Annotated in this window: 24 protein-coding genes; 13 read left to right on the top strand and 11 right to left on the bottom strand. The window is 50.1% G+C overall.

Annotation, left to right across the window (positions count from 1 at the left end):
- Positions 1-15: 15 nt before the first annotated feature.
- Complete coding sequence (locus P2W70_RS11210) at positions 16-621, bottom strand: RNA polymerase sigma factor (protein ID WP_276481547.1); 606 nt, start codon at positions 619-621, stop codon at positions 16-18.
- A 62-nt stretch (positions 622-683) separates the two neighbouring features.
- On the opposite strand from P2W70_RS11210, the gene P2W70_RS11205 reads away from it, so the two are divergent.
- The 7 genes from P2W70_RS11205 (at position 684) to P2W70_RS11175 (ending at position 8,035) form a co-directional block, all read left to right on the top strand.
- The gene (locus P2W70_RS11205; protein ID WP_276481546.1) at positions 684-1,346 is read left to right on the top strand and encodes a hypothetical protein; all 663 of its coding nucleotides are present in this window, start codon (positions 684-686) and stop codon (positions 1,344-1,346) included.
- Between the two features lie 123 nt (positions 1,347-1,469).
- Positions 1,470-2,648, top strand: a complete 1,179-nt coding sequence (locus P2W70_RS11200; protein WP_276481545.1) for an acyltransferase family protein — start codon at positions 1,470-1,472, stop codon at positions 2,646-2,648.
- A gap of 249 nt (positions 2,649-2,897) precedes the next feature.
- Positions 2,898-5,495: a glycoside hydrolase family 3 C-terminal domain-containing protein gene (locus tag P2W70_RS11195; protein ID WP_276481544.1), complete on the top strand. Its 2,598-nt coding sequence runs from the start codon at positions 2,898-2,900 to the stop codon at positions 5,493-5,495.
- A 382-nt stretch (positions 5,496-5,877) separates the two neighbouring features.
- Positions 5,878-6,546 carry a Rossmann-fold NAD(P)-binding domain-containing protein gene (locus P2W70_RS11190; RefSeq protein ID WP_276481543.1) on the top strand — a complete coding sequence of 223 codons (669 nt, stop codon included), beginning with the start codon at positions 5,878-5,880 and terminating at the stop codon, positions 6,544-6,546.
- A 107-nt stretch (positions 6,547-6,653) separates the two neighbouring features.
- Positions 6,654-7,016, top strand: a complete 363-nt coding sequence (locus P2W70_RS11185; protein ID WP_276481542.1) for a nuclear transport factor 2 family protein — start codon at positions 6,654-6,656, stop codon at positions 7,014-7,016.
- 50 nt (positions 7,017-7,066) lie between these two features.
- Positions 7,067-7,630: a hypothetical protein gene (locus P2W70_RS11180; protein ID WP_276481541.1), complete on the top strand. Its 564-nt coding sequence runs from the start codon at positions 7,067-7,069 to the stop codon at positions 7,628-7,630.
- 45 nt (positions 7,631-7,675) lie between these two features.
- Positions 7,676-8,035 carry a nuclear transport factor 2 family protein gene (locus P2W70_RS11175; protein WP_276481540.1) on the top strand — a complete coding sequence of 120 codons (360 nt, stop codon included), beginning with the start codon at positions 7,676-7,678 and terminating at the stop codon, positions 8,033-8,035.
- 5 nt (positions 8,036-8,040) lie between these two features.
- Here P2W70_RS11175 and P2W70_RS11170 read toward each other — a convergent pair whose 3' ends face one another.
- The 5 genes from P2W70_RS11170 to P2W70_RS11150 all read right to left on the bottom strand — a co-directional run bounded on the left by P2W70_RS11170 (position 8,041) and on the right by P2W70_RS11150 (position 14,471).
- The gene (locus tag P2W70_RS11170) at positions 8,041-8,721 is read right to left on the bottom strand and encodes a Type 1 glutamine amidotransferase-like domain-containing protein (protein WP_276481539.1); all 681 of its coding nucleotides are present in this window, start codon (positions 8,719-8,721) and stop codon (positions 8,041-8,043) included.
- Positions 8,722-8,815: 94 nt separating this feature from the next.
- Positions 8,816-9,043 (bottom strand): hypothetical protein, encoded by a 228-nt coding sequence (locus tag P2W70_RS11165; RefSeq protein ID WP_276481538.1) that lies wholly within the window; start codon positions 9,041-9,043, stop codon positions 8,816-8,818.
- 168 nt (positions 9,044-9,211) lie between these two features.
- Positions 9,212-10,237, bottom strand: a complete 1,026-nt coding sequence (locus tag P2W70_RS11160; RefSeq protein ID WP_276481537.1) for a rod shape-determining protein — start codon at positions 10,235-10,237, stop codon at positions 9,212-9,214.
- A 122-nt stretch (positions 10,238-10,359) separates the two neighbouring features.
- Positions 10,360-12,531, bottom strand: coding sequence for a family 20 glycosylhydrolase (locus P2W70_RS11155; RefSeq protein ID WP_276481536.1), 2,172 nt, complete (start codon positions 12,529-12,531; stop codon positions 10,360-10,362).
- A gap of 14 nt (positions 12,532-12,545) precedes the next feature.
- On the bottom strand, positions 12,546-14,471 hold the full coding sequence (locus tag P2W70_RS11150; RefSeq protein WP_276481535.1) for a hypothetical protein: 1,926 nt from the start codon (positions 14,469-14,471) through the stop codon (positions 12,546-12,548).
- Positions 14,472-14,690: 219 nt separating this feature from the next.
- Between P2W70_RS11150 and P2W70_RS11145 the strand changes: the two genes are divergently transcribed.
- The 3 genes from P2W70_RS11145 to P2W70_RS11135 all read left to right on the top strand — a co-directional run bounded on the left by P2W70_RS11145 (position 14,691) and on the right by P2W70_RS11135 (position 18,826).
- On the top strand, positions 14,691-17,354 hold the full coding sequence (locus tag P2W70_RS11145; RefSeq protein WP_276481534.1) for a histidine kinase dimerization/phosphoacceptor domain -containing protein: 2,664 nt from the start codon (positions 14,691-14,693) through the stop codon (positions 17,352-17,354).
- 194 nt (positions 17,355-17,548) lie between these two features.
- Entirely contained in the window at positions 17,549-18,196 is a 648-nt protein-coding gene (locus P2W70_RS11140; RefSeq protein ID WP_276481533.1) for a DUF4136 domain-containing protein, read from the top strand.
- Positions 18,197-18,217: 21 nt separating this feature from the next.
- Positions 18,218-18,826, top strand: coding sequence for an outer membrane beta-barrel protein (locus P2W70_RS11135; RefSeq protein WP_276481532.1), 609 nt, complete (start codon positions 18,218-18,220; stop codon positions 18,824-18,826).
- Positions 18,827-18,890: 64 nt separating this feature from the next.
- Here P2W70_RS11135 and P2W70_RS11130 read toward each other — a convergent pair whose 3' ends face one another.
- From P2W70_RS11130 to P2W70_RS11120, 3 genes are all read right to left on the bottom strand, one after another.
- On the bottom strand, positions 18,891-19,505 hold the full coding sequence (locus tag P2W70_RS11130; protein ID WP_276481531.1) for a DUF4230 domain-containing protein: 615 nt from the start codon (positions 19,503-19,505) through the stop codon (positions 18,891-18,893).
- 215 nt (positions 19,506-19,720) lie between these two features.
- The gene (locus P2W70_RS11125) at positions 19,721-19,963 is read right to left on the bottom strand and encodes a hypothetical protein (RefSeq protein ID WP_276481530.1); all 243 of its coding nucleotides are present in this window, start codon (positions 19,961-19,963) and stop codon (positions 19,721-19,723) included.
- Between the two features lie 146 nt (positions 19,964-20,109).
- A complete protein-coding gene (locus P2W70_RS11120) occupies positions 20,110-20,694 on the bottom strand; it encodes a hypothetical protein (protein WP_276481529.1) in 585 nt (194 codons plus the stop codon).
- 182 nt (positions 20,695-20,876) lie between these two features.
- Here P2W70_RS11120 and P2W70_RS11115 point away from each other — a divergent pair, with 182 nt between their 5' ends.
- Positions 20,877-21,668 (top strand): arginase family protein, encoded by a 792-nt coding sequence (locus P2W70_RS11115; protein ID WP_276481528.1) that lies wholly within the window; start codon positions 20,877-20,879, stop codon positions 21,666-21,668.
- Positions 21,669-21,916: 248 nt separating this feature from the next.
- On the opposite strand, the gene P2W70_RS11110 is transcribed toward P2W70_RS11115, so the two are convergent.
- The gene (locus P2W70_RS11110) at positions 21,917-22,270 is read right to left on the bottom strand and encodes a hypothetical protein (RefSeq protein ID WP_276481527.1); all 354 of its coding nucleotides are present in this window, start codon (positions 22,268-22,270) and stop codon (positions 21,917-21,919) included.
- A gap of 378 nt (positions 22,271-22,648) precedes the next feature.
- Here P2W70_RS11110 and P2W70_RS11105 point away from each other — a divergent pair, with 378 nt between their 5' ends.
- Positions 22,649-23,803 (top strand): cation:proton antiporter, encoded by a 1,155-nt coding sequence (locus tag P2W70_RS11105; protein WP_276481526.1) that lies wholly within the window; start codon positions 22,649-22,651, stop codon positions 23,801-23,803.
- A 13-nt stretch (positions 23,804-23,816) separates the two neighbouring features.
- On the opposite strand, the gene P2W70_RS11100 is transcribed toward P2W70_RS11105, so the two are convergent.
- Positions 23,817-24,107: a hypothetical protein gene (locus tag P2W70_RS11100; protein WP_276481525.1), complete on the bottom strand. Its 291-nt coding sequence runs from the start codon at positions 24,105-24,107 to the stop codon at positions 23,817-23,819.
- 41 nt (positions 24,108-24,148) lie between these two features.
- Between P2W70_RS11100 and P2W70_RS34445 the strand changes: the two genes are divergently transcribed.
- Positions 24,149-24,511, top strand: a complete 363-nt coding sequence (locus P2W70_RS34445; RefSeq protein WP_420832394.1) for a response regulator — start codon at positions 24,149-24,151, stop codon at positions 24,509-24,511.
- Positions 24,512-24,674: the final 163 nt, after the last annotated feature.

The raw sequence follows: 24,674 nt of genomic DNA, 5'->3' as shown, positions 1-24,674 counted from the left end.
AATGTTACAATAAAGTTAGTGAAACAAATAGCTGCCCAGGAAAAGCAGGCAAAACAGGAGACTTACTTCCTGTTCCTGGAGATAGGACTTGAGGAAGGCAAGCGATTTGGCGAGGTATTGGGATACCGTGACGGGATGTATATTGAGTTGCGCTGCGATTTCCTGGTTGGATTTGCCTTCCAGCCGGCTCAGCTTGAACACTTCCCGGCGTTTCTCGGGCATGAGCTCGATACCCTTCAGCAATATCTGGTACGATTCGCGGTATTCGGCCTGGAGGTCGGGAACGAGTTGGGGCTCGATGGAAGTGGCTTCCCCTACACTATCGAGGCCGGCAATCGCTTGCAGTTTGCCGCGAAGGGCAGAAATGATCTTGTTGCGGGCGACAACCTTGAACCAGCTTTCGAAGTCAGCCACCTCCTGCAGTTTGGCCCGGTGCTTCCAGACCTGGAGGAAGATGTCCTGCGTGATCTCTTCGGCGCGTTGGGGACTGTGGGTGTAGGTCAGGGCATGGAAGTAGCAGTTGCGCCACAAGCGGTTTACAAGCAACGTAAATGCCATTTCATCGCCGGCTGCCACCAGCCTCACCAGTTCCCCCAAAGAATAAGTAGAATAAGATTCCATCGCTGGCGACGAAAATAAGGAAACCCCGGAAATCCGGGGGCGCAAATTGAAACGGGCGGGGATTGGCAAAAAATAAGTCATTACCCACTGTAAACGGCAGAATCCCGATTACATTATTAGCTAATTGTATATTTAGAATGGGAGGGCGCGCCATGATCTATTACACCATTGAAAAACTATCCGCATTGCCGTGTCAGTCGGACCTATCTGAACTTAAAAAAATGATTAAGTGGGCACTATCTGTAGTTACCACCGATCTAAGAGGATTTAGCCCTCAACAGCGGCGGGTCGTTGACACAACTGCACAACTGCAAGAAATACTACGAACTATGCCCGTAGGTGGGAGTACCGACTTGTTTTTGCATTTCAGGGGGCGTGCCATTGATGCACTGGAACTGTTCTTTTACCAAAAGTGCCGCCAATCATTTACCACACCGGGGATGCGAAAATACCCCCTCGATTCTTTCAAGATAAAAAAGGACGAGCTATTGGATAAGATGGAATTGATGTTACTGGAGATTGAACAGGATCACAAAGATTTTTTCAGCCAAAAGCCCTCTTATTTTAATAAACAGATACCAGACAGGATCTTTAACCACGTGTGGCTTCTGGAAACAAAAAAAAGGCTTGATTTGCGTATTCATGCCAACAGCACATTACCTCAGGCCATCCGTAACCAGATCATCAACGCATTTACAGCCCTCCAACACCAGGTGACAGACTAGAAAGCCAAACTTTACAATTCTATTGCCTTATAATCATACCATAGCAAAAAGCTTATCAAGTTATCGATAAATTCCGACTGTAACATTACAGTATGCCAATACGTTTCAAAGGAAACTACGTTGATGGGCATCACGCACAACAGAACCTTATGGCTGGATTATCTCCGCACTACCTTAACAGTGTTGGTCGTAGCTCACCACGCTTCATTGGCCTATACCACCTTCGCAGCATTTCGTCCGGAAGCGTATATTTTAAGCACAGCACCCGTAGTAGACACACACCGCTGGATCGGACTCGACATCTTCGAGAATTTCAATGATGTTTTCTTCATGTCGCTTATGTTTTTTATAAGTGGCATATTCGTGCTTCCCTCATTGCAAAAGAAAGGTGTATGGCTATTCATTCGTGACAGGTTTTACCGCCTTTTGATACCTTTTGCCATCGCTGTATCGTTGTTGATGCTCATTGCTTATTACCCAGCCTACCTGCAGGCCTATCACCGGCATGACCTTCGCCACTATATCATCGATTTTTTCACGACGGAACAATGGCCTGTAGGACCGCCCTGGTTTATCTGGCTCCTGTTTACCTTCAACCTGGTCATGGCACTATTATATCCGTTGGTCATGGTACCCTTACACAAGTTTGGTGGCTGGGTGGCCAGGCTACAAAACCGACCAATCGGCCTGTGGCTGCTGTGGTTCGCACTAACCTGGATACTACTGGTCCCCCTGGCGCTCTGGCTGGGCCCCTACCGATGGACTGGCTGGGGCCCCTTCGATTTTCAATTGAGCCGTATACTCCTGTATTTCGGTTACTTTACGCTGGGTGTGGCCAGTAATAGTGCGCAGGAAGCCAGCGGACTATTGGCCAATAACACAAGCGTTAATCGACGGTGGCCCTATATGGTGGGCCTCTGCCTGCTTTCATATGCAATACTCACTATTATTCCACCACAATTAGAGCATTGGGTAAAGCAGGAAGTTATGGCTTCCACAACGGGTTGGATGATCTATTATGTACTGTATGTTGCTTCCTGCACAGCCAGTTGCCTTGCCTTCCTATTTGCCTACAAAGCGCTGGTGCGTACGCCACGTCCGTTCTTACAATCGCTCTCTGCCAATGCATACGGCATTTACCTGGTCCATTATGTATTCATCACCTGGACACAATATCTGTTGCTACCCCTGGACCTGCCAGCGATTATAAAATGCCTCGTATCTTTCGTCCTGTCTTTGGCACTGAGTTGGGGCCTGGTAGCTTTGATGCGTAAAATTCAATGGATACAGCGATACTTGTAACCGGCAGCGGAAGGGTCAGGGAATCGACGTACAGGCAATTACGGCCACTACAAAGGCGGTTCATGCCTGTCCCTTCCATCGCATGACATCACCCCGCCTGTCCGCTCCGTATCATTCTCGCCAGGGAGCAGCTGGTACAGGACAGTCTCCAGCCCATTTTGCCTATATTTATAGGGATTGTAAAACCATATTCCCCAACGGCCTGGCATCGATAGCATGGATGACCGGCGCTACTGCAAAAAAGACCAGATGAGACCACTGATAACGACTGCTTTGTTCGCTGTCACTACCCTATTTTCAATAGGAAGCTCCGCACAAACCAACTACCCCTTTCAAAATACAGGGCTCACTTTTGAGCAACGGGTTGACGATCTCGTGAGCCGAATGTCACTCGAGGAAAAGGTGGGCCAAATGCTCAATGCAGCGCCTGCCATACCACGACTTGGCATTCCGGCTTATGATTGGTGGAATGAAGTATTACACGGCGTGGCGCGAACGCCCTTCCGGGTGACGGTGTATCCACAGGCCATTGCGATGGCAGCTACATTTGATAGCAGTTCCCTGAAACAGATGGCCAGTTATTCAGCAGATGAAGGCAGGGCCGTGTTCAACCTGGCCAATGAAAAAGGACAAACCGGGCAACGGTATGTGGGCCTCACCTACTGGACGCCCAATATCAATATCTTCCGCGATCCACGTTGGGGCCGCGGCCAGGAAACCTATGGCGAAGACCCTTTCCTGACGGCCATGATGGGCACCGCCTTTGTACACGGACTGCAGGGCAATGACCCAAAGTACCTAAAAGCAGCGGCCTGCGCCAAGCACTATGCGGTTCATAGCGGACCGGAGCCGTCCCGCCATGTCGATAATTTCTCTCCCAACGACTATGATCTTTGGAATACCTATCTGCCGGCCTTCAAGCAATTGATCACGAAGACCGGCGTGGCCGGCGTAATGTGTGCGTACAATGCCTTCAAGTCGCAACCCTGTTGCGGCAGCGATCAGTTGATGATCGACATCTTGCGCAACCAATGGAAGTTTACCGGGTATGTGACATCTGATTGCTGGGCAATCGATGATTTCTTCAAGAACCACAAGACGCATAAAAACGCCGTGGATGCTTCCGCAGACGCGGTTTTCCACGGTACCGATGTGGAGTGCGGTACGGATGTATACAAATCGCTGGTACTGGCGGTGAAGGAAGGTAAGCTCGGGGAAGAGCAGATAAATCAGTCGGTCAAAAGACTGTTTATGATCCGTTTTCGGCTGGGCATGTTTGACCCGGCTTCGATGGTTAAATACGCGCAGACACCTTCTTCGGTGCTGGAGAGCACGCCGCACAAGGCGCATGCGCTGAAGATGGCACAGCAATCCATTGTTCTTTTGAAGAACGAGCGCAACCTGCTACCGCTTTCCAAAAAGTTGAAGAAGATCGCTGTGGTAGGCCCGAATGCAGACAATGCCATAGCCATTCTGGGCAATTATAACGGTATCCCCTCCGAATCGGTCACCTTGCTGCAGGGTATCCGGAATAAGCTGGGCAGTGGAACGGAAGTCGTATATGAGAAAGCCATCAATTTTACGAATGACACCTTATTGCAGTATCGGAATATGGATGGCCAGTATAAGTACCAGGGACAAAACGGCTTTTATGCAGAATACTATAACAATAAGGAGCTGAAGGGAACACCGCTTGTACAGCGTATGGAATCCCGCCTGGACAACAGTTGGCAGGAAGGGCAGATCGTCGTAGACACCTTGAAGGCGTACAATTTTTCGGCCCGGTATTCCACTGAGTTTACGGCCACGGAAAATGGCGATATTACTTTTGAATTGTCGGCCGATGATGGTTACCGTTTCCTGATCGATGGAAAGCCGGTGATCGATGCGTGGACCCGCAATCGGTGGGGCGCGCGCACCTATAAGCTGTTTACCAAAGCCAACACCACGTATAAGTTGGTTGTCGAATACGTACAGGCAGAAGGCAAAGCGAATGTGCAATTGAGGGCAGGTCGATTGGCAAAGACCGATTTCGATGCACTGGCTGCGCGGCTCGGAGATATCGACGTCATCATATTTGCGGGCGGCATTTCCCCGCAGTTGGAAGGCGAAGAGATGCGGGTGGACTATCCGGGTTTTAATGGGGGTGACCGTACAACGATTCAATTGCCGGCAGTGCAAACGGCGTTATTGAAAACACTGAAATCAACGGGCAAACCGGTTGTGTTTGCGATGATGACGGGCAGTGCGATCGCGACGCCCTGGGAGGCAGCCAATATTCCAGCGATACTCAACACCTGGTATGGTGGACAGTCTGCCGGTACGGCGATCGCGGATGTATTGTTTGGCGACTACAATCCGGCGGGGCGCTTACCGGTTACCTTCTATGCCAGCGATAGTGACCTGCCGGCCTTCGGCGATTACGACATGAAGAATCGCACCTACCGGTATTTCAAAGGAAAGCCCTTGTATGAATTTGGCTATGGCTTAAGCTATACAACGTTCCGTTACCAGAATATCAAGATCAGTGGTCAGTCTAAGATCAACGTGACGGCTACGGTGACCAATACGGGCTCTCGCGATGGCGAAGAAGTGGTGCAGCTCTATGTATCCACGACCGGCCAGAATGCCCCTATCCGGTCCCTCAAAGGCTTTCAGCGTATCTTCCTGAAGAAAGGCGAAAGCAGGACCGTTCAATTCAACCTGACCCGGGAAGACCTGGCCGTCATCGATAACCAGGGCAAGCCCATCCCTGTTAAAGGGCCTGTTAACATGGCTGTTGGTGGCAGGCAGCCGGGGGCAGAGGCGGTGAAGGTGGGGGCGGTCACAGTTGCCACAATACACTAATCGATCCAGCGCTTCTTCATACAGCGTAACCATGGCCTGCACATGCTCTACACATTGCCTGAACGCTCTCTGGTAGGGCGGCAATTTCTCTAAGGGGTGTAGGCCATGTGTAGACAGTATCCAGGCAAGCAGTGGGCAGATGCCTGTCAGCAGCTGCATGATCGCGCTAAAGTTGGAAGTTGTCATGTTGGTAGCTGTTATCATATTTATCAATTTTGATAACACAAATCTGGGTTAAACGGTAAGGGAATTCTACCGAGGTTTGCCGAGTCGGGTAAAATTTAGTTGTTATTGATTCATGTTGCGGAAAGCCACTGGCGTCTGCCGCAGAGGCATTATTTTTATACTTTTGAAGATCCACGGGCATTAAATCAACAGCACCATGAAAATCGTGATCACCGGCACCACCGGCTTTGTAGGTGAAGGCGTTTTACTCGAATGTTTGCAGCATCCTGCCATCAGCCAGGTAATAAGCGTGAGCCGCAAACCAACTGGTATATCCCACGCCAAACTGGAAGAATACCTGGTGCCCGACTTCCTGGCCCTGTCACTGGACGACCCCAAACTAAAAGGCTACGATGCCTGCTTCTTCTGCGCCGGCATCAGCAGCGTGGGTATCAAAGAAGCGGAGTACAAACGTATCACGTACGATACGACCCTTCATTTTGCCAAATGCCTTTCTCCCAACCCACAACTTTCATTTATCTACGTTAGCGGCAGCGGTACGGACAGCTCTGAAAAGGGACGCCTGGCCTGGGCCCGCATCAAAGGCAAAACGGAAAACGACCTGATGCGCCTTCCCTTCAAACAAGCTTTCGGCTACCGCGTAGGTTTTATGAAGGCAACCAACGGACAAAAGCGAATGAACACCCTCTTCAAGGCAGTGACATTTCTCTACCCCGTACTCAAGACCTTATTCCCACGCATGTCCAATACCATCCACCAGGTGGCCCTATCAATGATTTACGTATCAAAACACGGTTACCCCAACAACATCATCCACGTTAAAGACATCGACGCACTGGCGGCAAAGGATACCCCAAACGCTTAGATCAACGGCAGCCTGCCATATGGTGCTTCGCCTTCTCCATTTATTGACATACATCAACGGCCAGGAGCAATGCCATGTGTAGCTTTGATGCATCAAAAATACGCTACATGAATAGCAAAGCCCAACAGCTCGAAGACAGTTTACTCGTGATCTGGAACGACCGCAACGCCGACAACCGGTTAGCAGCCATGGAAAAAATCTACGCCCCTGATATTCACTTTTATGAATCACAGGAAGGACCGGCTATCATCGGTTACCAGGCCATCAACGAAGTGATCGCCGGCCTGCAGTCGAAATGGCCACTGGAATTCACCTTCCAACTGAATAGACCCGCCAAAGCCAACCACCAGGTACAACAGATCGCCTGGCACCTCGGCATACCCGGTCAACTGCCCGCAGCCTCTGGCATGGACATAGCCCTCATCGAAGACGGAAAGATCAAATCGCTGCATTTGTTTTTGGAGGCGTAATAGGACCGGGGGGATTGGGGATGCAGAATCTGGCAAGTATATTTGGGGTAATGAACATCCCCCTACACTACCATGACCTCTCCATTGAAGTTTTCGACGATCACCTGTTTGCCGACAAGGGCGATCAGGCTTTGCAGTATGATCATGTCTACCAACCGGACCAGCACAAGAAATTCATGCCGGTTTCTCAACAAGCCGTTGTGGTTTATCGGAACGATGTAAAGATCGCCAGTACGATCCTGCTGGCTGCTGCCGGAGCCACATCGGCAACAAGGGACTCCATCGTCATCGACGAGGGCAACCTCGTCACGCGGTGCTGCAACATTGTTTTCTCGCTGGCCTTGCCGTGGCTTACCTTAAACTGGATGACGGAAGCGGACTGCGCTACCTGCTTTTCTATTCATCCTTTTCAAGATGGCTATATCACACATGGCGAACTATCCATCGCCAGGATTGACAGGAACGGTAATGTTTGCTGGAGCTTTAGCGGAGCAGATATATTCGTCCGCCTGGAAGGTGAAAATCCTTTTCAGTTATACGATGACCATATTGCCCTCACCGATTTCAATGGTCGACAATACAAGATCGACTATAACGGCGAAACCATACAATAACAGCCCCAGGCATCTTATTTGCCGGTACCCGACTAAAACCGATCCATGAACACAGACAACAAGTCAATTCTGCAGACCGCCAACGCCGCCATCACCCGGGGCGATCATGAGACCTTCCTCTCCTATTGCACCAACGACACCGAATGGACTTTCGTAGGCGAGCAAACCCTGCGGGGCAAACAAGCCGTACGGCAATACATGGCAAAGGCTTATGTAGAACCGCCACAATTCATGGTAGAGTACCTGGTGGCAGAAGGTGAACTGCTAACAGCCATTGGCAAGATCAGTATGAAGAATGGAGAAGGAAAAATGATCACGTACGACTACTGCGATGTCTGGCAGTTCCGGGATGGCAAGATGGCCAGCCTGAAAGCATTCGTAATCGAATCAACAGTTGAAAAATAAGAAAATTAAGAGATGCCCTCACCTGGGGTAAACAACTTCCAATGCCCCTTCGACACGACTTCCACAACACCATCCACGACCTGGATGGCCGTTTGATCGTCGATCGCATATGAAGGCATGGGTAACCTCTGCGCGAGTGCTGACAAATTGGCCAGGGAGTTATCCGGAAAAGCCGGGTAATCCAAATGAGGATGCAGCGCAAAGTCCAGGAAACCCAGCGACCGGGGCGTATCAGCTGGCAGATCATGGTGACCATAGGTTGTGCCGTAGCTGGTCATGATCATACTGCCTGCACTCAGGCCTACGTATACCGTCTTTTGCAACAAGGCAGGCAGCATGTCAGCCAATCCACTCTGTTGCATCCAATAGGTGAGGAACTGGCAATCGCCTCCCCCCACCAATAGCGCATCCGTTTCCTCCAATAGTGGAACCCATAGATCGTGTTTGAGGCCTGGCAAAGCAGTCAACTCCAATAGGCCCCAGGTTTTCCAGCCCAGCTGGCAAAAGGGATCGCCCAGGGTACCATTGATCACCCGTTGCACGATATTACCGCCGTTTGGAATGGCATAGATAGCAGTAGGGACAAACAAGGCACTGGCCTCGCTGACCGGTTTCCCAAGGAGATCAACCAATGCCTGGTGAATACGCTCATTGCTAATGCCTGCCGAAGTAAGCAGTAATTTCATAACCTATGCTTTTTTAGGGAGAGCGGCGATGGGTTCGCCGGATGTACACCGCCGTTTACTGTAGAATAACGCCGGGAGTTATGCACTACCCCTGCTACACAAGGTGCTCATCAATGTACCTTTTAGCCTGGTCCAGGGCATCGAGCATGCTGTCCTCATCGCCCCGGGTATAGGCGCAATCCATTGTTTGAACCAGCACGACTGTTTCGTCAATGGGCGCATTTTTATCTTTGATGCGGATATAACAAGCCTCGTTGTCATCCGATTCGATCGCCCACAAATGAAATTGCTTGTATTCGGCTATTTTCTGTGCTGCCGGCATATCACGAGGTTTTGGTTATATCACATCAAATATTATTCCATCACTATCGGGCATACATACGACGTTCAAACACCTGATAATCATTTAATAACAAGCATTTTAGAGCGTCCCCCCCAGCCGCTTCCCAGTACCTGGAAAGGGATCAGGCCCCACCCCCCGTTACCCCGTTTATCGCATAATGAAAGGATAATCATGAAACCGCTTCAATGCCAGACCTGTACCGCGCACTACGCTTTTCAGCGGATCATCGGCAATGTGCACCGGCAACTTGATTTTCTGACTCAATCGTTTGTCCAACCCACGTAGCAACGCGCCCCCCCCCGTCAGGTACAGGCCGCGGCGGTAAATATCGCTGGCCAGTTCCGGAGGTGTTTGTTCCAGCGCCTTCAAAATAGCCTCCTCGACCTTAAATACGCTTTTATCCAAAGCCTCAGCCACTTCCTGGTAGCTGACATAGATCTGCTTGGGAATACCCGTCACCAGGTCGCGACCATTGACCGGAATATCGGCCGGAGGATCGTCCAGGTCCTTGGTAGCAGCGCCGATCTGTATTTTGATCTGCTCCGCAGTACGCTCACCGATCAGCAAACTGTGGTAGCGGCGCAAAGCCTCCATAATATCGGCCGTAAATTCGTCACCCGCAATCCGGATGGATTGGTCGCACACGATGCCTGCGAGAGCTATCACCGTAATACCAGTGGTTCCGCCGCCAATATCGATGATCATATTACCAACCGGCTCTTCCACGTCGATCCCTATACCCAGGGCAGCTGCCATGGGTTCATGTACCAGGTATACCTCCTTGGCGCCGGCCTGCTCGGCACTGTCGCGCACAGCCCTTTTTTCTACCTCGGTAATGCTCGAAGGTATACAGATCATCATCCGCCACGATGGGGCAAATAAAGACCTGCCAGGGCGCACCATTTTGATAAGCCCCCGTATCATCAATTCCGCGGCATTGAAATCTGCGATCACACCGTCTCTCAGCGGCCGGATGGTCCTGATATCTTCATGCGTCTTCTCATGCATCATCAACGCCTTTTTGCCGACGGCCAGCACTTCCTTGGGGTTGTTGCGCCGCAGCGCCACGATCGAAGGCTCGTTGACAACTATCTCATCGTTGTGTATGATCAATGTATTGGCCGTTCCCAGATCCATCGCTATCTCTTGCGTAAGCCAGTTAAATAGACCCATAGTTGTTCAATCATTAATAGTTTTCGTACAAATGGCCAGCGGCGACTGCCGCCCGTAACCAGCCATTTAACCTACAAAAAGCTGAAAGGTGATCGAATGTAAGTAATAAAAACTATAATGTCTTATTTCGCTAGCCGCTGCACCGCACCGGCCTCCAGCGCCCGCGTAAACACCTGCAGCTGCCGGATCGATGCACGCGCCGCATGACGTACATCCCCGATGGTTTGTAAAGGGAAGAAAAGTGTTTGCACCCTGGCCGTTTCCTTACCGTTATTAAAAGTCCGCCTGGCACCTTCGAGTTTTTCGACCAATTGACCATTCACATACAGACTGGTACCCTTGTTATCGCCCACCATTACAATATGTGTCCACACCTCAGCAGGCGCCGAGTAATTGAAGTGCTCATGGTACCCCTCGCGTGAAAAACCCAGAAAACCACTGCCCTGCTGATTGAGGGTCACTGTAGCATCGGAACTGCCAAACAATACCGCATCCGGTGCATTGCCTGCGGCCGCCTTCAGGTAAAAACTAACCGTATAGTCATAACCAATTCCCGGAATGCCGGTTGCCAGGTGGCTATTCCCACCAGAAAGCGTCAGGGTTTCGCCAGCCGGGTCTATTAACGCCCGATGCCGTTTGCCCTGGCGGAAATCCAATGTCATCGAATCAATACCCGGCAGCCGGCCCAGCATATTCAACCCGGGCCCCTCACCCAATCCACGCGCCAATTGCCCGAAAGTTGCGTAGTCTGTGCGCGTTGCCCTGCCGCCCCACATCTTTTGCGCCAGCACCTGCATGGCCGGAAACACCCGGTGGTGCACATCTTTTTCGGTGATGCCATTGCCCACATGGTCATTCCACACGGCAAAGGAGCCACCCCGTAACGGGCCATAGGGTTCGGGAAACGAATCTTTACCGATGCGGCTGGGCGTCCACTCGTTGTACAGGCGCTTTACGTTGAGGTAATCATAGTAATAACCCGCCGCCGGCACAATGTACAGCCAGCCATCAGGGGTGCTGATGCCCTGGAAGCCCTGGGCAAACATGTCCCTGGGCTCTGCATATCCATTGTACCACAAATTCATGGTCACGCCAGCCGATTTCACCGGCGTGTTTCCCTTGGCATGGGTCAGCGCGCCCCACAGGCGCACCCGCTTGCCATAACTTTCCACCAGGCGGATATAATGATCCGTAAACCGGCGGAACGGTTCCGCTTCTTTTTTGTCGTATTCGTCCGTACCGATATGTACCTCTTTCCCCCTGAACACCGGCCGGGCGCCCGACAAGTATTCTTTAAACACGTTATCGACCACTGTATAGGTCATGGGATTGTTAAGATCAAGATGATCCTGACCATACCGCTCACTGCCAATACCTGGCACCGCGCGGCTAAAAGCCAGCGCATGCGCCGGCACATCGATCTCCGGTATGATGTTGACGCCATATTGCTGCGCCAGCTCCTGCAAGGCAATGAACTCTTTTTTGGTATAATGCCCGTCCCGGGCGGTCAGCTGCGGATAGGTTTCGCTTTCCAGGCGGAAGGCAGCATAGGTGCTGTCCCAGTTGTCGTTGAAGAAATATTTGAAGCCGTTATCATTGAGGTGAATGTGAAAATCATTCATCTTGTAATAAGACATGAACTTTACATAGTTGCGCAGGAAGTCGATGGTAAAGAATTTCCGCCCTACATCGAGCACGAAACCACGTACGGCATATTGGGGATAGTCGAGGGCCTTTCCCCGGGGGATATGCCGATGCCCGGTATCCTGCGCCAGCAGCTGCAGCAAACTTCGGGTGGCCCAGATAGCACCTGGTACATCTTTGGCCCTAACAGTAACGAGATCGCCAATCTCCAGCCGGTAGCCTTCGGCGGGCAACAGGCTATCGGATGTGAGTGGAGTAAAATAAATGTCACCAGCCCGGGGCTGGCCTACCAGTACCGTACATTTGGTAACATATCCGGCTACCCGCATGTCCTCCGCCATTAGTTTCGCTACAGGCAACAGCTCGGTTCGGGAGGAGGGGGCTACGACCAACCGGGCCTGGCCTGGCAATTGGTAGTAACCATTGCTCCCCACCCACTCCCGCAAAGCGGGTATCACGAAGGGTGCGGGGTTAACAAACCCTACCTGCCCCCTGCCGATACTTGGATAAGCGCCCAATAAGAACACGAGTCCTGACCGCCAAATGCTTCGATAGATCCTGGTCATAAAAGCTGCTTTAATCCAGTAATCTACCGCCTTTTCAGCGGGCGACAACAGGCAACCGGTTGCGCAATAGGTCCGGCGGGCCATTGTACGGTACACTATTACAAATCAACCAAACTGCTTCGTTTGTTACACTTATTCATCAACTGCACCTGCCAGCGGTAGTTGGGATAACTGGCCTCCAGACTTTCGCGCGGACCTTTGCCGGATAGGCATCCCGCGATATAAATTCCCACGACTCCTTCATTCACGGTACCGGAGATCAGGTACACCGAATACCCATTGGCAGCGATCTCAAACTGCGGCGCACCCGGGTTCATAAAATACAGCCGCACCGGATAACAAGTCTGTGCCATGTCACACCCCCCACTGCCACCCGAAGCCAGGATACCTGATCCTTTGGCAGTAAAGGCCACTTTGATCACAATTCCTTTGGGATCACAACCCAGGGTAACTCCGGTGATCACGGGGGCGTCCGGACAAGGCGGCGTAACACCCGTCGATACCGTCTGCACCTTTTTTCCCTTGTACACAAACTCCAGGCTGGTATATTGATCGGTTGGCTCATCGTGCTTGAGCGTCAGGTCAAAATCACTCCCGCCTTTCAACAGCGTATACTGTACTTTGGTGTTGCTGTTATTGAGCGTATAGTCACCGGCACTCACGGAAATATCCCGGCCATCTTCATTCACCCATTTGAAAGAACGCTTCTCGCCAGACTCCCAACTGGTGGAATTAGGTACTGCCGCCCCGGTCTTCATCACCAGTTTAGGTTTGATGTATTGGAAACTAAGGCTACGCGTCTCACTCTTGCTCCAGTTGTCCTGGGTAAAGGCATAGCGGGCCGTCAGGTTCTTATACAGCTCATGATCGGGAATGGTCGTGGGATCCACCTTGAAGGTCACGAGGCCGTTTACGGTAGACGTAAACTTTGTTTCCATATACACGGCCTCGTTGGTGCCTGGTACCATGAAGGCCATATCGATGCCAATGGGCTTTTTGGTGTAAGGCAGCCTGGTTTCCTGATCGATCAGGGTGAAGGTCAGTTTCACCTCCTCATCAGTCACCTCATCATAGTCCAGATCGGACGCCTCTGCAAAAGGCACCAGCAACACATCCGGCCGCAATTGAGCCTTCAGTTCATTGATCTCTGCAGCCAAATCGCGGAGATAACCGGCGAGGATCGACTTCTCAAATTTATATCCGGAGATCTTGCCACTGATACTTTTGAAGAGTTCATTGAGCGCGCTGTAGTTGCGCTCCATGCTTTTTACTTCCTCCTGTTTGCTTTGGTATTTAGCGGCATTCTTAACAGCTTCAATCGATTTCATAATAGCCGCCTTGATAGCCGCCAGGGCGGGATATGTATCATAAGCATGCCCACCACATTGAAAATAATCGAGGGTATTGTCGACAGACTTATTGACATCGTCCGAGGGTTGCGGTTCGGCGCAATTATATACCCGGTCGCCACCCTCTCCTGTTTCGCGAAGCGCTGTAAAACCAGCCATCTCCTTTCCATCTGTATAGTAGGATTGGTTGATCACGGTCGATTGACCCGTTGTCCAATCCAGGTCGATCGTCGACATACTCACCCGGTTGGCAGCGAGGTGGTTCATCTCTACCACGATGCTGCTCTTTTTGCCGTTCAGGATGGTGTACATCCGGCTCTTAGAGACTTCGGGAAACATTTCCGTGACCAGCACCTCGGTATTGCCTTTTTTGGCCAGTGCCGTTGCAGTCAGGTATTGCAATTTACCGGCAGCATTGATCTTACCATATCCTGCCAAGGTATCGCCATTATAGGAAATCTTAAATACGAGTTGGTGTTGGGCATTCGGAACCAGGTTCGACTCGAACAGCACATTGCCCACACCAGGAGTGATATTGCTGTTGAAGGCAGCATCCGCCAGTCGTTGTTGAGACAGTTGTTCTTCTGCACTCAGGGGCTTTTCATTTTTACCGCAGGCGGCGGGCATAAAAAGGGAAAGGAAAAGGACCAGTCGGACCGGGTACAGCATCTTCATGTTGATCAATCATTTAGGGGTTGAGGCAAGCTACTTCGGCAGTAGCAGTAATCCCTGCCAAGATGCTAAAACCTGCCGTTGCCCGCAATACTCATTAATGGGTATTTTTCTCCTATTGCGCACCCTACCATGAATTGTACGAATGATCCGATGATCGATCAATGAGAACACCATGGACCAACTACTCCGCAGCAGTAATTTTGGAGAACACAAACCGAGATGCACTGCCCGATATTCATATTGCTGGTGACCACCCTCTTGTTGGCCTCCCGGGCGAAGGCACAACCCAACCAGGCACCCATTCCCCAACGCTACATCGTTTACTTGCATGACTCGGTCGCCACAGCCTCTTCCGACAGTCTCCGCGCCTATTACTGGGCAGAGATCGCGCGATGGTATTATTTCTACCGCCACATTACACCACACTGGCACGACAGTGCTATGAAGTACAACAAACTCAGTGCAGCCCTGAGCGAAAGAAAAAAACTCTCTACTTTTCAGTACCGGGCACGGCGACTTGAGCTCAATATGTCGTTTGCACTGGGACAACACGACAAAGCTATTGCCGGCTGGGACCGGATTCGCGACACCAACACGGTGCAGATCCTCAGTTCCTGGGGACGCTTCTACGCGGGCTCCAGCTTTGACTATACCAGGAACCTCGACTCGGCCCTCTACCTGTTTCAAAAAGCCCTGGCCATCAGCGAAGCCTTACATCAAAAACAACTCATTGCCCGAGCGCAAATGAATATAGCCAATGTGTATTGCCGCAAAAAAGACACGGTGGCGGCCAAAAAGATTGCCGCCCATGTAATGACCTTTCTGGGAAAAGAGGATGACCTGATCGCCGCGATGTGGTATGAAATAGGCATCAACGCCCCTTTAATAGAACCGTTCTTTGCCTTTAAAAAAGCAGCCTACCTGCGATCGATGGAACTGGTCACGCTACGGAAAGAAAGCAATTCCCTGCCGTCGCAGTCACTGACAGGACTAAACCTGATCTCTCTTAGTGACATTTATGAATACACCGGCCAGGATTCCATGTCCATGGTGTGCATGATGAAGGCGCTGGAGCTGTTAGCCCCGATCAAACACATCAACACATTTACTGTGCAAATGCGCCTGCACGACAAATACTATTACCGGGGCAATTTCGACAAAGCACTCTCCTATGCCCTGGAGGCTTTGAAAGGCGCACATGCGGCGGGCTATCGCAACCTGCACCAGGTCTATCTCTACATCGGCAACAACTGTTTCGAATTGGGACAGGTAGCCAAGAGCATCGAATATTATGAAAAAGGCATCGCCACCGCCATGGAAACTGATAAAAAAGTAAGTGGTGTATTGATCAAACGCCTGGCGAAATCCATGGTGGCGATGGGTCGGCCGGCAGCCGCCCTGAAAATGGTGCAGGAGGCACAGCAAACCTTTTTATCATTTACCTCCGCCGATTCCATGCTGCTCGAGGAGGCCTATGGCATCAGCTACCATGGCTTGCGGAACTACGACCTGGCAGAAAAACACTACCGCCAGATGGGCAATTACATTCCCCGGGTACCCAAAATACAGGCAGCCATCTGTCCCATCGTATGGGGGAAGTTCTATTATGAACGTGGTCAGTATGACCGGGCTATTCCCTATATGAAACAATGCCTGCAAATGCCCCCCACCTTTGTACCCAGCTTTGTGATTGGCGATATCTACCTGATGTTATACCGCATCGACTCTACCCGCCAGCAATACCAATCGGCGCTCCACTATTACCTCCAATACCGAACCATCAACGATTCTATCTACAGATCAAAACAAGAACAGGCCCTTGAAACCCTCCGCAGCCGGTTTGATCTCGATGAAAAGGACCGCGAACTGCAACTCCGCGGTATCGACATCCGTTTGCTGATGAAAGAAAAGTTGTTGCAACAATCCCTGGCAGAGCAAACCCGGAAAGACGCCCTGCTCAAACAACAGAGCATCGACCTGCTCACCCAGGAAGCGTCCCTGCAGGAACTGATGGCCGACAAGCAACAGCTGGTGGTGCAACAACAGCAAAAAGACCTGCGACAGAAACAGGAGAACATCGACCTGCTGCAAAGTCGCGAACAAATGCAGGAAGCCCGTATACGGCAATCCGATTTTATCAAGCAACTGACCATCGGCGGTATCATCTTGTTGTTCATCATCGTCGTATTGCTGTACAGCCGTTACCATACCCGTAAAAAGACCAGCAAGGCGATCAGTAAAAAGAACGACGAACTGCAACAACTGGTAGAAGATAAAGAGTGGCTGCTGAAAGAGGTGCACCACCGTGTAAAAAATAACCTGCAGGTAGTACTCAGCCTGCTGCAATCACAATCGGCCTATTTGCAGGATGAAGCTCTCGAAGCTGTACACAATAGCCAGCACCGGGTACAGGCCATGTCCCTGATTCACCAGAAGCTGTACCAATCGGACAATATCGCCTCCATCAATATGGATACCTATATTCCGGAGTTGGTCAATTACCTGCAGGAGAGCTTCGCCGCTACCGCACATATCCGGTTTATACTGAATATCTCTCCTACCACCCTCGATGTAAAACAGGCCATTCCCCTTGGACTGATCATCAATGAAGCAGTCACCAATGCCTTCAAACATGCTTTTCCGCAGCAACAGAACGGCCATGTGTCCATCGCCTTGCAGCCACTGAATGAACAGGAGATGATCCTTGACATACAGGATGACGGCGTCGGCCTGGGTACCGACTCATCTGTCAAGCGAAAAGGTTCACTGGGCATGAGCCTCATGAAGGGCCTCTGCTCCGATTTCAACGCCCGCAACGAGATCTCCGGCACACAGGGAACGAAGATCCGCGTCATCTTCCCCCGGTCTACGGCCATTGCCTGACACGCTGCGACCATTTTCACTGCAACCATAAAATACCACACCCGCAACGATTTTGATAGTCATTGGCCTAAGTAGTATAGTGTCCATTATAGGCTTCTCACGCACCTTTGTAGGGTCGGTTACACCTGCGCAGTTGTATCGTCCGCCACTTCAGCACCCATGCTGATTAGTCATCAAAAACAAAATATCCGCAAATGCAAAAGATCCATTGTGGCCTGGCAGCTATTGTACTGCTATGCCTGGCAGTCACGACCTCGTGCAGGAAGACGCCCTCTCTAGACAAACTTTCCAGTGATTTCGTGGTAGAAACCAAATACGACAACACCGTCAATTTTAAGGAGTTCAAGACCTTCGCTATCCGCGACACCATTGCCCTGTCGACCGACAATCCGAAGGATTCTGTGTGGTACGACAAAGACGCGCAATCCATCATCAGTGAAGTGATAAAGCAGCTCACAGCTTACGGTTACACCCGGGTGGCGCCGGGCGCTGCGGGCAAAGCCGATCTCGGTGTTCAATTGGTTGCCATCCGCAACAAAACGATGTACAATGTAACACCTGGTTACTGGTGGGGCTACCCTGGCTATGGCGATCCCTGGTATTGGGGCGATTATTATGACTGGTACTACTACACACCGTATTACTACAGTTACAGCATCAAGACCGGTACCCTCGCTGTTGAAATAGTGGATTTGAAAGATGCGAAGACCAACCAGAAGCTCAACATTGTTTGGACAGGCATCGGCAGCGGCCAGATCGGCAACGCACAGGCCTTCCTGGTAGATCAGTGTATTAAAAGCGTAGACCAGGCATTCGCCCAGTCTCCTTATCTCAAACAGTAAAGAACATTTCAACACATTATTATGAAAAAGATCGTTTTACTCATACTAGTGCTGGCATCGGTGCTGGCAGGCTATAGCCAAAAACGGGCTGCGTCCAATTTCGTGATCAATTACAACCTGGCAGTACCCATATCCAGTGATTTTGTACAGGGTTTATCCCCCTATGGCGCCACGGTGGGCTATAACCAGGGCATTGCCAAAGGGCTTACTGTAGGCCTTGAACTGGGCTGGAATACGCGAAATAAGTACTACGACCGCATGACGGATTATACCAAGGATGGCGCCGTGACCACAGACAAATATAAGTCGCTGTTTACCCTGCCGATCACGGCCACCGTCACCAAAGACATCTTTCCAGGCCGTACCCTCATCCCTTATGGCAAACTGGGTGTTGGTACCTTGTACAGCGAGCAGCGGGTGTACTACAATATCTACGAAGAAGACAATCACAACTGGGGATTCACGGTGATACCCGAAATAGGCGTTCGCATCAAAACCCGAAAAACGAGCCCCTGGGCTTTCAATGCCGGCGTGCAGTATCGCTATGCCACGAACTCGGTAGACGACTACCACATCAACAACATTCAGTCTGTCAACTTTAATGCCGGCATCAGCTGGCTCCTGCGATAAACCTGCCAATATCCTATAAAGCGGCACTGCCCCGGTCGTCCGGGGCAGTTATTATTATGGCGGTTTAATTCAGCGGCAATGCCTTGGGTGCTTCATCACCAAACTGCACCTTGACGGTCACGTTGAAAGGCGCGTAATATTTGGCGAGGAGCTTGCGGATCTTGTCCTTACTTTGCTCGCGGTAAACGTTGTTCTGTTCTACCTGCTGGCGGGTGGCGGTGTACAGTTTCTTTTGTACACCAATATAGGTTTCATCGTCCGAAGACATGAACATGCCTTTTCGGCTGGAGGTTTCCATTTGATCGAGGCGTAGTTCGTAGCTCAGTAGTTGGGTCGCAGGCAGTGATACCAGCACTTCTTTATCGTGTACGAGTACATGGAAATTCTTATCATCTACATTCACGCCAAACTTAGCGGTATAGGGTACAGTTACCCAGATAGTGTTTTCATTGAAGATCTTGCGCAGGTTGTCGGTCCAGCTGCCATCGTTGGCCAGGTTAGTGCGCTTCAAAGAAGCGTTCCCCTGCACTTCGAGACTGGCGAGTTCTGCGATCTCGCGCACGATCAGGCTATAAGAGAGGGTTTGATCATGCACTTTCCGGGAACCCGACCATTGTCCCAGCCAGAATACCAATACGATGGTCAATACTACTACGATCCAGGTGATCAGTTTCTTCATTGCGTACGTTTTTCAGCAGTTTCCAAGCTTTTAGCTGCTTATGGCGCACAGTCTATTTGTCCGCGCACCGCAAATTTCGGCAATTTTTGATCAAATCAGGAGCTTTATACAGCTATTGACATTTCTTTATAGAACGACGTTCTCTTTACCGCCGATTACCGGAAAAAAACCTATCAGCCCTATAGCACAGCATTTTATGCATAGCCTTTTTCATCCTATAAAAAAGCATAATCGGTGTATCCCTTCACGCCACCTCCAAACATTGTCGCCCGGTCGGGCTGATTCAATGCAGCACGCAACGCAAACCGTTTGGGCAGGTCGGGATTAGCCAGAAATAAACTACCGTAAGAAATGATAGTGGCGATGCCTCTTGTCAACTCAGCCTCTCCGGAATCACCATCATAACCTCCGTTGGCTATGATCGTATGATGGGTCAGTTTGCCAAATGTCTCAAACACGTCTTGAGGGTAGAACATTAAATGGACAACACAGGCTGGTGCAGTAAAAACCCGACATGCCTTAACTTTACAGGACTATTTATATTCATCGATCAAGTATACTTACAATCTATCATCATGACGGAAAACAAAGGGTAAGATTTGTTTCAAGGCGTTGGCTGTTTAAAGCGATTGCAATCATTCGATTCGAATTGATCGGCCACCGCCCCACCCCAGGTGTTGTACAGGTCTTTTTTAAACTGGGCTTTAATATCTGTGACACCATCAGGTATTGGCCAGAAATATATTTCGAAGCCGGGCTTTTCCAAACCCATACCAGAAACTTCATACAAGTACATAGGACTCGTTATCACATCGCCCTTATCGATCGATCTCCTGAAAGCGGAAAAGGGCGATGCCTTTGTGTCCATATTCTCTTTGAACCGGATGCGTGCCACGTAGACAAACGACTTGCTCTCGCATTTTATCTCATAGGAACCGTCTCCACCAAAATCGATAATATCCACCACTTTCATAGTTACGGTGTCGAACTTCTTGTTGCAGGCCACCCTCCTCGCCTGCCATAAAATACTATCATGGCGTGGCTTGTATTTATCATACTCCGTTTGTGTAGCGCGGTAGTTGGTGTAACCCTGCTCCAGCTCCAATAACTGTAGTTGAAATGTCGACTCTTTCTTACTTTGACAGCTGGCTGCAACACATACAATCGCGGGCAGAAGGATTTTTTTCACGTAGGATATTTTTTTTTGGATATCAATATAATCGCTACAAAATAAACAGCCCTTTTTATAATTCAAAACAATTGTCCGACAAGTTATTTCGGTATTACTGCTATTAAAACTGTACCTTCTATTACTCCAACGGGCACAGGTATCCTTATACACAAATAAACAAGTAGCTAAAAAGTACGCTTATGATTTTCATACATCCGCAGTGGCAAGGCTCAGGCCTTACCGAGGACCTGAAATGGGGCGCAGGGACCTTCCTATCTTATTTCAAGGATAGCGAAACGACCGTTATCCCACTTTCAACAAAACCGTTGACAACGATTGCCAATATTCAATGCTTTGAACCAATTCTTGAGCAAACAATTCTTTTCAAAGAGATCATTGCTAACAGCAACCTTGACAAAATAGTGACCCTTGGTGGCGACTGTGGCATTGAGATCATACCCATTTCCTATCTCAACAAGCTGTACCAGGAAGATCTGGGTGTTGTTTATATAGATGCCCACGCCGATCTGAATACACCAGAAAGCTCCCCCAGCAAGGCATTTCACGGCATGCCCCTGCGAATGCTCCTGGGTGAGGGCAACGAAGCATTCATCGACCTGCTCTTTTCGAGACTGAAACCGGAACAAATATGTTATGTGGGATTACGGGACCTGGACGAACCTGAAAGTCAATATATCCGGCAGCACAATATGTCAACCGTTACTGATTGCGAGTTCGAATCAGTCAAGGATAAGATTAAGCATTTCAAAAATGTATACATTCACCTCGACCTGGACGTTTTAGATAAATCCGAATACGCATTTTCCATGTTTCCAGCCAACACTGGCACCTACGTGTCTAGCGTTGCCGATCTGATCAGAAAAATAAAAGCTACTCATCATGTCGTTGGGTTTTGTATCACCGAATCAACAGCCACAACGGTAGAACAATTGAATACGATAAAACCCATCCTGGACCAAATTGGGCTTTAATCAACCGGGCACCAGAAAAATTGTTTTCTGAGGATGGTACAGCAATTAATGTTATCCATCGGAGAGGCCTCATCCTTTGTCAATTTTACTCACTCCCAATAGCCACGTACTGCCAACTCCAGAAGTGGACAGAAAGGTAGTACCCTTTCCCGGTTTTTCCCTGGGTGTAGTACCGCAGCTCATCGCGACGGCATGCTGCAAACGTACACCAGGACTGGCTGCCATAGGTTACAGGTTAAGGTTAAAGGCTAAGCCCGTATTGACAAAATAGTTGCCCAGGGTGAAAAGATGCTGCTCCCCGCAGCTACATGCAGCTGTATATGTCTCGAAAGGGCATATAATATTCCAGCGTCTACATTATGAAGAGGATGTTCGTGTACCTGAAATTGTGCAAAGTATTCGCCAAAGACCGTAATGGATCTGGACACATCATATTTGAGATCGGCGGTCGATAAAGATGATTCTACCTGCAGGCACCGCTTATCAACCGCCCCCGCGCCGATCGACTGATCGGGCTGGTCTGTTTCGATCTTTCCATCCTGGGCATACCCCTGCAGCGATAACAAGCATTGTGCAATAACGTACAACTTATGGTTCATCATGTTTCCGTAGTTTTTTCAACTACACACCCCAAGCTTCCGGCGGCTAGCTGGTGATAGTTGACAAGCAATCCCTTTACGAAAAGCATACCAGCAGCATAATACACATACCACAACCGGCATTCCCCCTGCCAACAGCTGCGCCACAATTACACAATAATGTTCCACCACTATCGCCACAATTGGTAAAGAATGCCTTGTCAATAAGGGTAAACACGCGCTGGCATAAGCTTTGAAAATGAAACGCCGGCCAGCCCGGCGTTTCTACGTATCAACTTAGGGGGAAAAAATGACAGCCTCTTCCTGTCGCCGGTTGTCACTTTTTCATTACGCTTCGCATTGGCACGCCGCTTGATCGGCACCTGAAAAACACGATTACCGATGCACGGCTTGCTGTTTCCCTTGATCGCTTTGTGTTTTACGATCCTGTTGTTGGTGCCCCTGCTCAAAAGGTTTCATCAACCCTACCTGGTAGCCTACATCATGGCAGGCATCATCATTGGCCCTCATGTGCTTGGGGTATTTGCGGAACCGGGTCCGGTAGAAAGCGTCGGCGAGCTGGGCGTCATGCTCCTGATGTTCTTTTTAGGGATGGAGATCGATGTGCCGGACAAACGGAGCGAATTACTTACGCCCATAGCGGCACAGGTGGTGCGCACACTGCTGGGCGCCGTGGTGGCCGCGATAGCTGGCCACCTGCTCGGATGGACGCTGCCCGCGATCGTGCTCCTTATTGTATTACTTTCCTTCAACAGTACTGCGGTGGTAAGTGAGTTCCTGAAAAAGCAAGGAGAATTACAGACAGACCACGGTAAAATGGTGCTCAATATCCTGCTCCTGCAAGACATCTTGCTGGCACCTGCGCTAACTGTATTTCAATTGCTCGGGGGGCAACCTGTTGATGTCGTGAGAGTGCTTAGCGCGGCCGGTGGTTCGGTGCTCATCTTTCTCCTGCTGCGGGCTATCCGCAACCGCAACCTGCTGCAACTGCCGCTAGTTAAGGAACTGGAGCAGGACCATGACTGGCAGGTATTCGCAGCAGCCTGTATCTGCCTGGGTTTTGGAGGCTTGGCGTCGCTGATGGGCCTTACCAGTGCCATTGGCAGCTTTGCCGCTGGTATCTTCATTGGCCGTACTAAAGCTTTCCACTGGTTGGGTGAAGTGCTGCAGCCATTCAAAGTATTCTTTACAGCGCTGTTTTTCGTTTCCATAGGCATCATCCTCGACCTGCATTACCTGTTACAGCATGGCTGGTTACTGATCAGTATCACGTTGTTGATCATGCTCATCAATACCTTGCTATCGGTAGCTGTATTCAGAACTTTCAAATTACCGTGGCGAAAAAGCCTGTACGCAGGCGCCCTGCTTTCACAGACGGGTGAGTTCGGGTTGCTCGCGTGTTCGCTGGCTGGCAGCATGCAGATCATTAGCCCGGAGGTATTAAAGGCCAGCCTGGCCATCACTGGCCTTTCCCTGCTGCTCTCGACCCTTTGGATGGGTATCGTAAGACGCTACACGCATCAAACAGCGAGATGACCGCACTTACGGATCATCTTATTTTCAGATTGGCCTGGTTGAATATCTCCTTACTGATGATGCGGCAATTATTGGCCAGTTCATCGAGGGTACAGCTGAGCAGTTGCAGGTTTACCGGAAGACCGGCGATCGTCTCCATTAACTCGACCGACAAAATCGTATTTTCATGTACATCGTGGCGCCCCTTCAACTGCCGGAATATCTTTTCCGCCACAGTACGTTCATTCCCAATATCGAAGCGGCCATAACAGTGCAGCCCCTCTGCGGTCTTAACATTGAACCGGATGTAAAAAATGCTTTCCATATCAATAGTCGTTATTGGCAAAAAACTGCCGTTCAACTTCAATGCCAGACGACCGCCCTGAAAAAATGACAGCTATACCGTTGCCACAACCGGTATTGTTCCGCGCTTACATGTTCCATCCCCCTACCACCTTACCGTTCAGGTTCATGCCGCGCAAATCGGGCTTTGAATGCCTTGTGGAAATACGAAAATATGACAGCCTGAAGGAAGTGCCAGTGGTAATATTTTCATCCTCGTTAGAAAGGGAAGACATTGACCGCGCATTCGACCAGGGAGCCGACTGCTACCTCTGCAAACCCAGTAGCTTTCCTGCACTCAAAGAAGCTATCGCTAAAATCCTTTCCATCAATTGGAACGAACAGGTGGCCCCGCCGGCCAGGAAAAGCTTTGTTATAGCTGGCTGATCCTTCCTCAGTGCCGTATGGCACACTTATCCAATGGTGTACCTTTAATCGCTTGACACCAATTTACCCATCATCCGTCTGCCAGCCATCCATCAGTTAGCTGCAATGCCTGAGCAACCGTCATTTTAAGTCTCTACAACTTCGTTATATTTAAAGAACGATA

It is taken from the genome of Paraflavitalea pollutisoli (assembly GCF_029360705.1).
In the GTDB taxonomy this organism is placed as follows: domain Bacteria; phylum Bacteroidota; class Bacteroidia; order Chitinophagales; family Chitinophagaceae; genus Paraflavitalea; species Paraflavitalea pollutisoli.
This window is presented reverse-complemented; position numbering and strand designations above follow the sequence as displayed.

Excerpts from the sequence above, each read along its gene's own strand:
- P2W70_RS11210 (WP_276481547.1), bottom strand. The coding sequence starts at position 621 with ATGGAATCTTATTCTACTTATTCTTTGGGGGAACTGGTGAGGCTGGTG.
- P2W70_RS11200 (WP_276481545.1), top strand. The coding sequence starts at position 1,470 with ATGGGCATCACGCACAACAGAACCTTATGGCTGGATTATCTCCGCACT.
- P2W70_RS11195 (WP_276481544.1), top strand. The coding sequence starts at position 2,898 with ATGAGACCACTGATAACGACTGCTTTGTTCGCTGTCACTACCCTATTT.
- P2W70_RS11190 (WP_276481543.1), top strand. The coding sequence starts at position 5,878 with ATGAAAATCGTGATCACCGGCACCACCGGCTTTGTAGGTGAAGGCGTT.
- P2W70_RS11185 (WP_276481542.1), top strand. The coding sequence starts at position 6,654 with ATGAATAGCAAAGCCCAACAGCTCGAAGACAGTTTACTCGTGATCTGG.
- P2W70_RS11180 (WP_276481541.1), top strand. The coding sequence starts at position 7,067 with ATGAACATCCCCCTACACTACCATGACCTCTCCATTGAAGTTTTCGAC.
- P2W70_RS11175 (WP_276481540.1), top strand. The coding sequence starts at position 7,676 with ATGAACACAGACAACAAGTCAATTCTGCAGACCGCCAACGCCGCCATC.
- P2W70_RS11170 (WP_276481539.1), bottom strand. The coding sequence starts at position 8,721 with ATGAAATTACTGCTTACTTCGGCAGGCATTAGCAATGAGCGTATTCAC.
- P2W70_RS11165 (WP_276481538.1), bottom strand. The coding sequence starts at position 9,043 with ATGCCGGCAGCACAGAAAATAGCCGAATACAAGCAATTTCATTTGTGG.
- P2W70_RS11160 (WP_276481537.1), bottom strand. The coding sequence starts at position 10,237 with ATGGGTCTATTTAACTGGCTTACGCAAGAGATAGCGATGGATCTGGGA.
- P2W70_RS11155 (WP_276481536.1), bottom strand. The coding sequence starts at position 12,531 with ATGGCCCGCCGGACCTATTGCGCAACCGGTTGCCTGTTGTCGCCCGCT.
- P2W70_RS11150 (WP_276481535.1), bottom strand. The coding sequence starts at position 14,471 with ATGAAGATGCTGTACCCGGTCCGACTGGTCCTTTTCCTTTCCCTTTTT.
- P2W70_RS11145 (WP_276481534.1), top strand. The coding sequence starts at position 14,691 with ATGCACTGCCCGATATTCATATTGCTGGTGACCACCCTCTTGTTGGCC.
- P2W70_RS11140 (WP_276481533.1), top strand. The coding sequence starts at position 17,549 with ATGCAAAAGATCCATTGTGGCCTGGCAGCTATTGTACTGCTATGCCTG.
- P2W70_RS11135 (WP_276481532.1), top strand. The coding sequence starts at position 18,218 with ATGAAAAAGATCGTTTTACTCATACTAGTGCTGGCATCGGTGCTGGCA.
- P2W70_RS11130 (WP_276481531.1), bottom strand. The coding sequence starts at position 19,505 with ATGAAGAAACTGATCACCTGGATCGTAGTAGTATTGACCATCGTATTG.
- P2W70_RS11115 (WP_276481528.1), top strand. The coding sequence starts at position 20,877 with ATGATTTTCATACATCCGCAGTGGCAAGGCTCAGGCCTTACCGAGGAC.
- P2W70_RS11110 (WP_276481527.1), bottom strand. The coding sequence starts at position 22,270 with ATGATGAACCATAAGTTGTACGTTATTGCACAATGCTTGTTATCGCTG.
- P2W70_RS11105 (WP_276481526.1), top strand. The coding sequence starts at position 22,649 with ATGCACGGCTTGCTGTTTCCCTTGATCGCTTTGTGTTTTACGATCCTG.
- P2W70_RS11100 (WP_276481525.1), bottom strand. The coding sequence starts at position 24,107 with ATGGAAAGCATTTTTTACATCCGGTTCAATGTTAAGACCGCAGAGGGG.
- P2W70_RS34445 (WP_420832394.1), top strand. The coding sequence starts at position 24,149 with ATGCCAGACGACCGCCCTGAAAAAATGACAGCTATACCGTTGCCACAA.